Annotated in this window: 8 protein-coding genes; 5 read left to right on the top strand and 3 right to left on the bottom strand. The window is 67.8% G+C overall.

Annotation, left to right across the window (positions count from 1 at the left end; all coding sequences use genetic code 11):
• Positions 1-24: 24 nt before the first annotated feature.
• Positions 25-1,827 carry an FAD-dependent oxidoreductase gene (locus AC1DOQ_RS13810; protein WP_477364826.1) on the top strand — a complete coding sequence of 601 codons (1,803 nt, stop codon included), beginning with the start codon at positions 25-27 and terminating at the stop codon, positions 1,825-1,827.
• 25 nt (positions 1,828-1,852) lie between these two features.
• Positions 1,853-3,295, top strand: coding sequence for a nitrilase-related carbon-nitrogen hydrolase (locus AC1DOQ_RS13815; protein ID WP_477364829.1), 1,443 nt, complete (start codon positions 1,853-1,855; stop codon positions 3,293-3,295).
• Here AC1DOQ_RS13815 and ahr read toward each other — a convergent pair.
• The 3 genes from ahr to AC1DOQ_RS13830 all read right to left on the bottom strand — a co-directional run bounded on the left by ahr (position 3,262) and on the right by AC1DOQ_RS13830 (position 8,750).
• A complete protein-coding gene (ahr, locus tag AC1DOQ_RS13820; RefSeq protein WP_477364832.1) occupies positions 3,262-4,284 on the bottom strand; it encodes an NADPH-dependent aldehyde reductase Ahr in 1,023 nt (340 codons plus the stop codon). The two genes, AC1DOQ_RS13815 and ahr, sit on opposite strands and share 34 nt — an antisense overlap.
• A gap of 97 nt (positions 4,285-4,381) precedes the next feature.
• Positions 4,382-7,132, bottom strand: coding sequence for an alpha-1,6-glucosidase domain-containing protein (locus AC1DOQ_RS13825; protein ID WP_477364835.1), 2,751 nt, complete (start codon positions 7,130-7,132; stop codon positions 4,382-4,384).
• Positions 7,133-7,151: 19 nt separating this feature from the next.
• Positions 7,152-8,750, bottom strand: a complete 1,599-nt coding sequence (locus AC1DOQ_RS13830) for a POT-type proton-dependent oligopeptide transporter (RefSeq protein WP_477364838.1) — start codon at positions 8,748-8,750, stop codon at positions 7,152-7,154.
• Positions 8,751-9,040: 290 nt separating this feature from the next.
• Between AC1DOQ_RS13830 and AC1DOQ_RS13835 the strand changes: the two genes are divergently transcribed.
• The 3 genes from AC1DOQ_RS13835 (at position 9,041) to AC1DOQ_RS13845 (ending at position 12,818) form a co-directional block, all read left to right on the top strand.
• Positions 9,041-10,687, top strand: a complete 1,647-nt coding sequence (locus AC1DOQ_RS13835) for an alpha-amylase family glycosyl hydrolase (RefSeq protein ID WP_477364841.1) — start codon at positions 9,041-9,043, stop codon at positions 10,685-10,687.
• A gap of 1 nt (position 10,688) precedes the next feature.
• The gene (gene glk, locus AC1DOQ_RS13840; RefSeq protein WP_477364844.1) at positions 10,689-12,536 is read left to right on the top strand and encodes a glucokinase; all 1,848 of its coding nucleotides are present in this window, start codon (positions 10,689-10,691) and stop codon (positions 12,534-12,536) included.
• Between the two features lie 123 nt (positions 12,537-12,659).
• A complete protein-coding gene (locus tag AC1DOQ_RS13845) occupies positions 12,660-12,818 on the top strand; it encodes a hypothetical protein (protein WP_477364847.1) in 159 nt (52 codons plus the stop codon).
• Positions 12,819-12,835: the final 17 nt, after the last annotated feature.

Consider the following 12,835-nt stretch of genomic DNA (forward strand, 5'->3'; position numbering starts at 1 on the left):
CAAACCAACAACGAGGGATGAAGCATGAAACGACGCGAGGTTCTGAAAGCTTCCCTGGGCGCCGCGCTGGTAGCGGGCGGCCTGCCCGGACCGGCGCGGGCGCAGGCGAAGGGAAAGGCGGTGCTGGTCCGTGTGCGCCCCGGTATGCCCGGCTGGCCCGGCGCCGCCGACTGGGAGGGCCTGCGCCGCGCGACCTCCGGACGGCTGCTGAAGCTGGCCTCGCCCTTCGCCGGCTGCGCCACCGATGCCGCCGCCTGCGCGGCGATGCGCGAGCAGCTGAAGAATCCCTACGTCGTCGGCGACAATCCCGCCCTGACCCAGACCAGCGGCTGGCTGGACGCCTGGCTGTCGCAGCCGAGCGCCTATGCGGTCGCGGCGCGCAATGCGCTCGACGTCGCCGCCGCCGTGGACTTCGCCCGCACCCACAAGCTGCGCCTGGTGGTCAAGGGCGGCGGCCACAGTTACAAGGGCGGCTCGAACGCGCCGGACTCGCTGCTGGTGTGGACCCGCGCCATGAACGACATCACCCTGATTGATGCCTTCGTGCCGCAGGGAGGCACGCAGGCCGAGGCCTTGCCGGCGGTTAGCGTCGGCGCCGGCGCGATGTGGATCGACGCCTACACGGCCGTGACCACCAAGGCCGGCCGCTACGTGCAGGGCGGCGGCTGCACCACGGTGGGCGTGGCCGGGCTGGTGACGGGCGGCGGCTTCGGCAGCTTCTCGAAACGCTACGGCACCGCGGCGGCCAGCCTGCTCGAAGCGGAAATCGTCACTGCCGACGGCCAGGTGCGGATCGCCAACGCGCACAACAATCCCGAGCTGTTCTGGGCCCTCAAGGGCGGCGGCGGCGGCACCTTCGGCGTGGTCACGCGGCTCACCCTGCGCACGCACGAGTTGCCGGAATATTTCGGCGGCGTGTTCGGCGACATCACGGCCGATTCGGACGCGGCATTCAAGGCCCTGGTCGCGCGCTTCATCGCCTTTTACCGCGAGCGCCTGTTCAACGAGCACTGGGGCGAGCAGGTGTCGCTGCGCGAAGGCAGGACGCTGCACCTGGCGATGGTGTTCCAGGGCCTGGACGGCGCCCAGGCAAAGGCGGTATGGGCGCCTTTCCTCGACTGGGTGCGCGCCAACAACGACTACAGCTTCAAGGAGCCGACCATCATGGCGGTGCCAGCGCGCCGTTTCTGGGACGCCGACTTCTGGAGCAAGACCGCGCCCGGCCTCATGGTGAAGGACGAGCGCGAAGGCGCGCCGGCCCACCACGCCGTGTGGGAGGGCGACCGCGGCCAGGTCGGCTGGTACATCCACGGCTACGAATCGAGCTGGCTGCCGGCCGCCTTGCTGGAAGAGGGGGCGCAGGCGCGGCTGGTGGACAGCCTGTGCGCGGCTTCGCAGCAGTGGTGGGTCGAGCTGCACTTCAACAAGGGAATCGCCGGCGCGCCGCCGCAGGCGCTCGCGGCCACCCGCAGCACGGCGACCAACCCCGGCGTGGCCGATGCCTTCGCGCTCGCCATCATCGCCGGCGGCGGCGGTCCGGCCTATCCCGGCATGCCGGGCGCGAAGGTCGACGAACAGGAGGCCCACCGCCGCGCCGCCAAGGTCCGCCGGGCGATGGATGTGCTGCGCAAGGTGGCGCCGAATGCCGGCGCCTACGTCTCGGAAAGCGACTTCTTCCAGCAGCGCTGGCAAGACACGTATTGGGGAGCCAACTATCCGAAGCTGCTGCAGGTGAAGGAGCGCTACGACCCGGAGGGCTTGTTCACGGTCCGCCATGGCGTGGGCAGCGAACAGTGGAGCGCGGACGGTTTTACGCGGAAGGCCTGAAGCGATGCGCATTCGAGGTGATCACATGCTCAATGCCGCGCTTGCGCTTCTCGGCGGGCTGATGATGCGCTGGAGTTTTAGCCTGCATCCGGTCTGGTGGCTGGCCTGGCTGGCGCCGGCGCCGCTGCTGGTAGCCGCGCTGCGCAGTTCCACGCGCGCGGCCCTGGGCTGGTCCTTGCTGGCCGGTGCGGTGGCCGCCAGCGCCGACCTGCACTACCACACCCTGGTGATGCCGCTGGCGGCGGCGCTGTTCGTGACCCTGCTGCTGGCGCTGTTGTGGGTGCTGGTGGTGTCGCAGGCGCGGCGCGTGATGCTGGCGTCTTCGTCGGCGTGGACGGTGCTGGCCTATCCGCTGATGTGGTGTGCGGTGGACACCCTGCTGGCCCATCTTCACCCGGACGGCAATTTCGACAGCATCGCCTATTCCCAGGCCGGCTTCCCGCCCGCGCTGCAGCTTGCCTCGCTGCTGGGCGTGCCCGGGCTGGTGTTCGTGCTGTCGCTGCCGCCGGCCGCGCTGGCGTGGGCGGCGGTGCACGGCTGGCGGGCGGCGCGCTGGCCGCTGGCCGCTTCGCTGCTGCTGGCTGCCGGCTGCCTGGGCTTCGGCTTAGCCCGCATCCCGGCGGCCGCGCCGGCCCACGGAGAGCTGGTCGGCATGGCGGTGATCGACGATTTCATCGGCCCGCGCGTACCAGGCGCCCAGGTCGAGCGCATCTGGACGCAGTACGAGCATCACGTGGAGAGCCTGGCCGGGCAGGGCGCGCGGCTGGTACTGCTGCCCGAGAAGATTGCGGTGCTGCCGCCGGCGCAAGCGGAGGTCTTGCGTTCGAGGATGGCGGCGCTGGCTGCGCGCGCCAAGGTCTGGCTGGCCCTGGGTGTCGGCGTCGACGACGGCCGCAAGACCAACCGCCTGTGGCTGTTCGCGCCCGACGGCGAGCTGGCCGCCGACTACGTCAAGCACCACCTGGCGCCGCCGGAGCGCGACTTCGCGGCCGACTCGGCCTTCGCGGTGCAGACGATGGCGGGACACCAGGATCGGCTGAGATTCGGCCTGGCGATCTGCAAGGACATGCATTTCGCGGCGATGGGACGCGACTACGCGGAACTGGGCGCCCAGGCCCTGCTGGTGCCGGCCTGGGACTTCGGCGAGGACGGCGACTACGCGGCGCACCTGTCCGCCGTGCGCGGCGTGGAAACCGGCATGCCGATGCTGCGCGCGGCGCGCGAAGGCCTGCTGACGATCAGCGATGCCTACGGCCGCGTGACGGCGTCGAAGCCCTCGGCGGAACTGCCCGGTGCGACCCTGCTGGGCCGGATGCCGGCAGCGCTGCCGGGAACGACGCTCTATACCCGCAGCGGCGACCTGTTCGGCTGGCTGTGCACGGCGGCCGCACTAACGCTGGCCTGCTTCGGCCGCCGCCGCTGGTCTGGCCTCGTCTACGCAAAATCGGCGTCGAGCACGATCCGGTAACTGGCCTTGCCGGCCCGCAGGTGGTCCATCGCCTCGTTCACCCGGCTCATCGGAAAGTGCTCGACCTTGGGCGCGACGTGGTGGTGGGTGGCGAAGCGCAGCATGGTGTCGATCTGGGAGCGGCTGCCGGTCGGCGAGGCCGAGATCGCCCGCTGCCCCATCACCAGGCTCATCACCTGCACCGGCACCGGTTCCAGCACGGCGCCCAGGAAGTGCAGGCGTCCGCCCGGCGCCAGCAGGCCGATCACGGCATCCCAGTCGAGCGCCGCATTGGCGGTGATGAAGACGAAGTCGAAGCTGCCCGCCAGGCGCTGCATGTCGGCTTCGGAGCGGCTCGAGGCCACATGGTGAGCGCCGAAGGACATCGCCTCCTGCACCTTGGTGGGCGAGGAGGTGAAGGCCGTGACCTCGCAGCCCCAGGCCTTCGTGAACATCAGGGCCATGTGCCCCAGGCCCCCGATGCCGAACACCGCCACCCGCGCGGTCGGCGGCACGTGCAGCTGCAGCAGCGGCGCGAACACGGTGATGCCGCCGCACAGCAGCGGCCCCGCATTGCCCGACGCCAGCGCATTCGGGATCGGCACGCTCCACACCCAGTGGGCGCGCACGCGGTCGGCAAAGGCGCCGTGATGGCCGACGATGGTCGCCTGCACGGTCTCGCAGAGCTGGAAGTCGCCGCGCAGGCAGGCCGCGCAATGCTGGCAGCTGCGCACGTTCCAGCCGACGCCGACGCGCTGGCCGAGCGTCAATCCCTTGGTCTCGGCGATGGCGCCGAGGCCGGCCACGCGCCCGATCGCTTCGTGGCCCGGCACGAAGGGGTAGGTGGTGATGCCCCATTCATTGTCGAGCATCGACAGGTCGGAGTGGCAGACACCGCAATACTCGACCTTGATCTCGACGTCTTCCGGGCCCAGCGGCCCCGGATCGTAGTCGAAAGGAACAAGCTGGCCGCCCGCCGACTGGGCGGCAAAGGCCCGGATCTTTTCCATGCCGGTTCTCCCTGAAGTGAGGGAAAAAGTCTAGCACCAGCGGCGGTCAAGGCCTGTTTCGTTTCTTCCTGGATGCGCCAGCGCCGGCTCGGCCGGCTCAGTCCTCCACGAACACCACCGCCGTGCGCGGCGGAATGCTGAACGCGCCGGTGGCCGGATCGAAGCTCGCCTGGGTCGCGCGCTTGTCGGCCGCGTTCGGGGCCAGGAACACCGGATGCAGGTGCAGCGCCTTGCCGGCCGCCCGGGGATCGGTCACGGTGTGGCCGACCTTGTCGACGTTGATGAAGTAGCTGATCCCCCTGTAGTTAGCTCCCGGATAGTTGGCGCCCGGGTAGCCCGCGCCGTCCAGGTGAGCGGCGACCACGGTCGGGTTCTGGTTCGAACCGGTGTTGAAGAAGCGCAGGCGGCGCTTGATCTCCGCGGCGCTCGGCAGGCGGAACAGCGTCGAGCTGGCGCGGATCGCCAGCAGGTCGCGGAAGGCGTCGCGCGCGAAGGCGATATCCGACGGCGCCGGCTTGAAGGCCGGGTTGGCCAGCAGGGGCTGCAGCAGCGCGTAGTCCTTGCCGTTATCTTCCGCCGGCGGCAGGCCGGTGCCGAAGTAATTGTCGCGGTAGGTCCAGTCGAGGCGGTTGAACCAGTCGCCCGAGTTGAAGCTGTTGCGGTCGAGGGACTTCGAGCGCAGCACGTCGATGCCGGCGTGGTAGTAGGCGATCCCCTGCGCGAAGGCGTCGACGGCCATGCCCAGCACCTGCACGCGGGCGCGTTCGAACGACGGGGTCGAAGCCGGCAGCTTGAATACGTTGTTGTCGAACAGGGTCTGGTTGTCGTGGTTCTCGACGTAGTTCACGACTTCCGACGGTTCGCTGGCATAGCCGGCCGGCTGGCCGCCGTAGTCGATCGCTTCCAGCGGCACGGTCTTGTCGTCGAAGGTCTGCAGCGGATAGCTGCGGATCGAGCCGGCCAGGCCGGCGCGCACCATGTCGGCGGCGCGCAGCAGTTCGCGCGGATCGTGCCGGCCGTGGCCGTTCGGATCGTAGACCAGGCCGTTGATCCAGCCCTGGCGCGCGAACAGCGCCTCGCCGGAATCGCCGGCCGAGCCGCCGCGCACGGCGTCGCGGGTGCGGTCGTTGAAGGTGCCGATGCCGCTGCCGTTCAGCGAGAGCTGCGACGCCTGCACGAAGCGCGCGCCGTTGGCGACCTCGCCGAAATTCCAGCCTTCGCCGAGCAGCTGCACGGGATGGCCGGCAGCGGCGTTCACGGTCCGCTGCAGCTGTTCCATGGTGGCGCGCGGCTGGTGGCCCATCAGGTCGAAGCGGAAGGAATCGATCTTGTACTGGGTCGCCCACAGGGCCACCGAATCGATCATCAGCTTGCCCATCATGAGGTTTTCGGTGGCCGTGTTGTCGCAGCAGGTCGAGCGCTCGATGCCCCCTAGCGCGTTCAGGCGGTGGTAGTAGCCGGGGACGATGCGGTCCAGCACCGATTTTTCGACCTGACCGGCGCTGAAGGTGTGGTTGAACACGACATCCATGCCGACCCGCAGGCCCAGCTTGTGCAGGCCGTCGACCATTTCGCGGAACTCGACCACGCGGCGCGCGCCGTCGGCCGGATCGGTGGCGTAGCTGCCTTCCGGTGCGTTGTAGTGATAGGGATCGTAGCCCCAGTTGAAGCAGTCGGTTTCCGCGGTCTTTTTCACCAGCGCCTGCTGGGCATCGCTGTCCGGCGCGCCGGAAGGCCTGGGCACCGCGCAGCCGGCTTCCGGCACGCTGCCGATGTCGTAGACGGGCAGCAGGTGGATGTCGGTCAGCCCGCTCTTCGCCAGCGCGGCCAGGTGGCGCATGCCGTTCGAGTCCGGACGGGTAAAGGCGCCGTACTTGCCGCGCAGGCGTTCCGGCACGCTGGCGTCGTTGATCGAGAAGTCGCGCACGTGCAGTTCGTAGACCACCATGTCGGTCGGGGCCTTGACCGTCTGCGGCGCCGGCGCCGCATCCCAGCCGGCCGGCTTCAGGCGCGGCGAATCCAGGCGCGCGATGTAGCTGCGCTTCGAGTCGGTGGTCAGGCTGACCGAATACGGATCGGTGACCAGGTTGCGTACGATGCCACCGGAACCCGCACCGCCGTCGACCGGCACGTCGACCGCATACTTGTAGTACTTGCCGCTGAGGTCACCCGGGACCGCGGCATTCCAGGCGCCGGTGGCCGGATCGAAGGCCAGCTGGTAGACGGCGCGCGCGGTCGAGCTGCCGGTGTTGTAGACGCAGACGGCGGCCTGGCGGGCGGTCGGCGCCCACACGCTGAAGCTGGTACGGTTGTTGGCGATGTCGACGCCAAGCTTGTCCAGCTTGCCGGCAGCCGCATACAGGTCGTCCAGCGCGCCCGCCACCTGCACGCGCGTGGCCGCGCGCACGATGCCTTGCGCATCTTCCTGCACCAGCACCAGCTGCTGGCGGTGCAGTTCGCCCATCTTCGACACGTCGTTCTCGTCCAGCTGCAGCACCGGGCCGGCGCCGACCCATTTGAAGCGCTCCGCCAATGCAGGCGGCACGGCGCCCCTGGCCGGGACCAGCGTCAGCGCGCCCATGCTGCCGGCGACCTTGCCGCCGACGGCTGCGGCGATCGAACCGGTGGGGGAGTGATAGAGCTTGAACACGCCGTCCGCGGACGCGCCGGGGAAGGCGACCAGGCGCCGGTCGAGCCAGACGGCGCGCGCATCGAAGGATGCCGCCGCCGGGTGCAGCACGGTCTGGAAGGACTTGCTGTCGCAGGCTTCGGGAGAGATCGCGGCGTGGACGCCGCTGCTGGCCAGCAGGGACAGGAGGCCCGCAGCGGTAAGGGTTTTACTTGTCATCGGATAGCTAATCTAAGAATCAGGCGGCTGCCTCGGTGCGGTAGTTATCGACCACGCGATAGCGGGTCGCATACCAGCCGAACACCAGCGCCGCAAGGAAGGCGAAGGCCGCAAAGAAGTACATCTGGAAGGCCATCACGCCCAGGCCGGTATTGGCGATATGGCCGAGCACCGCCTCGTTCTTGACGCTGGCGTTCACGATCAGCACCCACAGGCTGCCGACCGTGACGGCCAGCGACCAGAAGGCCATGATCACACCCTTCATCGAGCTCGGCGCCTGGCTGTAGGCGAATTCGAGGCCGGTGGCCGAGACCAGCACCTCGCCCATGGTCAGCAGGGCATAGGGCAGGATCTGCCAGGCCATCGAGACCGGGGTGCCGCCATCCATCACGACCTGGATGGTGCCGATCGCCACCCACGACAGGGCGGACAGGGCGATACCGGCGGTCATGCGGCGCAGCGCGGTCGGCTCCCAGCCGAGTTTGCGCAGCAGCGGGAACACCGCGATATTGTTGAAGGGGATGAGCAGCATCACCAGCAGCGGATTCAGGGCCTGCATCTGCGCCGGCTCGAAGCGGAATTCGCTGCCGAACAGCGAGAGGGTGGGGCGCATCATCGAATTGGCCTGCACGATCCAGGTCGAGGCTTTCTGGTCGAACAGGGACCAGAACGGGGTCACCAGCGCGAACACGATCAGGATGCGCAGCACGCCGCGCACGCCGTCCACCGCATCATCCGGATGCAGGCCGCGCGCCCGCTCCAGCTGCAGCGCCACGCCGATGCCGCCGAAGGCCAGCAGCAGCACCAGCGCCGTGCAGGCGGCGATCACGAAGCCCCAGCTCGGGGTCATGGCCAGCGAGACCACGGCGCCGGCGGCACCGACGCTGGCCACCGCCAGGCCCGGACGGCCTTCGCGGCCATCGGCCGAGCGCTTGGCCAGCAGGGCGCTCTTCGCCACGTTGAGGAAGGAGTGCGGATTCGGGGGGCTCGGCGGCACGTGCACGTACTTCTTGCGGCCGCTCCAGAACACCAGGGTCGCGACCAGCATCAGGATGCCGGGAATGCCGAAGGCGACCGCGGCGCCGTAGTCGCGCAGGAAGATCGGCATCAGCAGCGAGGCGAAGAAGGAGCCGAAGTTGATGATCCAGTAGAAGGCATCGAAGACCAGCTTGGCCTTGTGCTTGTTGGTATGGTCGAACTGGTCGCCCACGAAGGACGACACCAGCGGCTTGATGCCGCCCGAGCCCAGCGCGATCAGGAACAGGCCGAGGTAGAAGCCCTGCAGGTGGTTCTCGAAGGCGGCCAGGCAGGCGTGGCCGGCGCAGTAGACGAGGCTGAGCCAGAGCACGGTGTTGTACTTGCCGAAGAAGCGGTCGGCCAGCCAGCCGCCCAGCAGCGGGAAGAAGTAGACGCCGATGACGAAGGTGTGGAACACGTGCTTGGCCTCGCCGGCGCGCTCGGCCTCGGGCAGGAACAGCAGCAGCGAGGAGATCAGGAAGGGCGTCAGGATGTTGCGCATGCCGTAGAAGCTGAAGCGTTCGCAGCCTTCGTTGGCGATGATGAAGGGGATCTGGCGCGGCATGCGGCCGGTCTGGACCGGGGGCGGGTTTTGGGTCATCGAGGTCTCCGAGTTATCCCGTCTTTCCCGCTCTCGCGGGAACGACGGCTATTGCCGCGATGCTATGCAAGCAAGCCCAGCTTGGCAACAAGAACTTCTTTGGCAAGTTCGCCACCCTAACATCGAATCTGTAGTTTGACTACTACAGCACCATATATTCTTCAGTTCGATTTTCGATAAGCCAATGATTTTCAAGGATATTTACGAAAACTCGCCAATTTCACCCCGATTGTCAGTCCAGTATTGATGCTGTATATTGCGTAAAAATTTACCAATCGGACACCATTATCATGAGCACTCCCGACGCCAACAATCCGTGGTGGAAAGAAGCCATCATTTACCAGGTCTATCCGCGCAGCTACCTCGACACCAATGGCGATGGCGTCGGCGACCTGCCGGGCATTACCGCCAAGCTCGATTACATCGCCGGCCTGGGCGTGGACATCGTCTGGCTGTCGCCCTTCTTCAAGTCGCCGCAGAAGGACTTCGGCTACGACATCGCCGACTACTGCGACGTCGACCCGATGTTCGGCAGCCTGGCCGACTTCGACGCGCTGGTGGCCAAGGCCCACAGCCTGGGCCTGAAGATCATGATCGACCAGGTGATGTCGCACACCGCCGACAACCACCCGTGGTTCGTCGAGAGCCGCTCCAGCCGTGACAACCCGAAGTCCGACTGGTATGTGTGGGCCGATCCGCTCGCGGACGGCAACCCGCCGAACAACTGGCTGTCCGTGTTCGGCGGCTCGGCCTGGCAGTGGGATACCCGTCGCAAGCAGTACTACATGCACAACTTCCTGGTCAGCCAGCCGCAGCTCAACTTCCACAATCCGGACGTGCAGCAGGCCCACCTGGATGCCCAGCGCTTCTGGCTCGAGCGCGGCGTCGACGGCGTGCGCATGGATGCCTGCGTCTTCCACTTCCACGACCGCCAGCTGCGCAGCAATCCGCCGGCGCTGGTGCGCGACACCTCGACCGTGACGGACGTGAACCCCTACGGCATGCAGGCCCACATCTACGACAAGACCCAGCCGGAGAACATCGCCTTCCTGCAGCGCGTGCGCGCCCAGCTGAACGAGTTCGGTGCGGTGTCGATCGGCGAAGTCTCGTCCGACGATGCGCTGGCCCAGATGGCCGAGTACACCGAAGGCGGCGACAAGCTGCACATGGCCTACAGCTTCAACCTGCTGACGCCGGAATTCAGCGCCGCCCACATCCGCAAGCAGGTCGAGGAATTCAATACCCGCGTGAAGGATGGCTGGGCCTCCTGGTCGGTCGGCAACCACGATGCGATCCGCGTGGCGACGCGCTGGGCGCGTGGCGACTCGGTTGCCAATTCCTCGCCGGCGCTGTCGAAGCTGGTGCTGGCGATCCAGCTGTCGCTGAAGGGCACGCCCTGCCTCTACCAGGGCGACGAGCTGGCGCTGCCGGAAGCCGACGTTCCCTTCGAACTGCTGCAGGACCCCTACGGCATCACCTTCTGGCCGGAGTTCAAGGGCCGCGACGGCTGTCGCACCCCGATGCCGTGGACCGCATCCGACGCCAACGGCGGCTTCACCACCGGCAAGCCCTGGCTGCCGGTGCCGGCCGAGCATCTGCTTCTCGCGGAAGACCTGCAGGACAAGGATCCGCAGTCGATGCTGAACTTCCAGCGCGCCATGATCCACTGGCGCCGCACCATGCCGCAGCTGACCCGCGGCGAGATCGCCTTCTACGACGTGCCGGAACAGGCGCTGGCCCTGCGCCGGGACCTGGACGGCTACCCGTCGGTGCTGGCGGTGTTCAACACGACCGACCAGCCCTTGAGCTTCGACTGGCCGCAAGCCGCGGGTGCCGCCAGGCTCGAAGGCCACGGCATGCAGGGCGAGGTGGCGGGCAGCACCGTGACCCTGCCGCCCTACGGCGCCTGGTTCGGCAGCCTGGCGGCGAAAGCCTGATATGCAGGAGCAGCCGGATCATGTCCGCACCGCCTTCGCCGACGGCCCGCGCCTGCTGGCCGACATCGGGGCGACGCACGCACGCTTCGCCCTGCAGACCGCGCCCGGCACCTACCGCGCGGTACGGGTGCTGAGGTGCGACGAGTTCGACGGCATCGTTCCGCTGCTGCGCTTCTACCTGTCCGAACATGAGGACGTGCGCCTGAACCACGCGGCGCTGGCCCTGGCCAATCCGGTCGACGGCGACTACGTGCGCATGACCAACCGGCCCTGGGCCTTCTCGACCGACGAGGTGAGGCGCGAGCTGGGCCTGTCCACGCTGCTGATCGTGAACGACTTCACGGCGCTGGCGATGGCGATTCCGGGCCTGAAGCCGGAACACCTGATGCAGGTGGGGCCGGGCAAGCCGGTGCCGCATGCGGTGCTGGGCGTGCTGGGCCCGGGTACGGGTCTCGGTGTATCCGGCGGGATCCCGACCGTGGACGGTTTCGTCACCCTCGGCAGCGAGGGCGGCCACGTGAACTTCGCGCCCAGCGACGAGCGCGAGTTCGCGATCCTGCAGGCCGCCTGGCGCGAGTGGACCCACGTGTCGAACGAGCGCCTGATTTCCGGCCCCGGCATGGAGATCATCCACCGCGCGCTGGCCGCACGCAACGGCGTGGATGCGCCGGCGCGCGATTCGGCCGCCATCATCGCCGCCGCGCTCGACGACAAGGATCCGCTGTGCCTGGAAGTGCTGGAGTGCTTCTGCGGCATGCTGGGCGGGGCCGCGGCCAACCTGGCGGTGACGCTGGGCGCCTTCGGCGGCATCTTCATCGGCGGCGGCATCGTGCCGCGCCTGGGCGAGTGGTTCAAGACCTCGCCCTTCCGCGCCCGCTTCGAGGCCAAGGGCCGCTTCTCGGGCTATATCGCCGACATCCCGACCTATGTGATCAGCACCCCGCACGTCGCCTTCGACGGCGTGGCAAACATCCTGTCCGAGCACCTGCGCGGACGCAGCGGCGACAACACGCTGATGGACCGCATCCGCCAGCTGCAACCTGAACTGACCCCGGCCGAGCAGCGCGTCGCCAGCCTGGTGCTGGAGCAGCCGCGCCTGGTGCTGAACGAGCCGATCGCCGGCATCGCCAAGCTGGCCGACGTCAGCCAGCCGACCGTGATCCGCTTCTGCCGCTCGCTGGGCTTCCTCGGCCTGGCCGACTTCAAGCTGAAGTTCGCCAGCTCGCTGACCGGTTCGATCCCGGTGCGCCACAGCCAGGTGCGCCATAGCGACAGCACCCACGACCTGTCGGCCAAGGTGATCGACAACACCGTCTCGGCGATTTTGAAATTCCGCGACCAGCTGGACGTGCGCGCGATCGACCGCGCGATCGAGCTGGTGAGCCGCGCCAAGCGCATCGAGTTCTACGCGATGGGGAATGCGCGCGTGGTGGCGCTGGACGGCCAGCACAAGTTTTTCCGCTTCCGCATCCCGACCGCGCTGTACGGCGACTCCCACCTGTTCTCGCTGGCGGCCGACCTGCTGGGACCGGGCGACGTGGTGGTGGCGATCTCGAACTCCGGCCGCCTGCCCGAGCTGCTGAGCGCCGTCGACAAGGCGCGCGCCGCCGGCGCCGACGTCATCGCGATCAGCAGCAGCCAGTCGCCGCTGGCGCGCCGCGCCAGCGTGGTGCTGGCGGTCGACCACCCCGAGGACAACACCAGCTTCCTGTCGATGATCTCGCGGGTGCTGCAGCTGCTCCTCATCGACATCATGGCGGTGGGCGTGTCGGTGGACGTGCACCATGCGCGCGCATCGACTTCAGTATCGGCGACGCCGCAGGCCCTCATTTCCCATCTTGATAGCTGAGATTCAGTGACGGTGCGAGCCATTTTCGTGAGTGATGGCTGGCATCAGAACATGTCATTGGACGATATATCCGCAGCTCTTTAACATGGTCACCATTCCAGAATCCTCTTCGAAAGGTGAATCATGTCCAACCAGTCCAGCGCTGCCGCCCAGATCGAATCGATGCCGTCGCCGACTTTCCGCCAGCCGGGCGAGGGCTTCTGGCGCAGCCTGTTCAATGCGTGGGTTGCTTCGTATGGCAACCGGCTTGATCCGGAAGGTAATGTGATGATCGAGGGCTGACTTTCGCGGGAATGAAT

The sequence above is a fragment of the Massilia sp. 01N417 genome, from assembly GCF_056399645.1.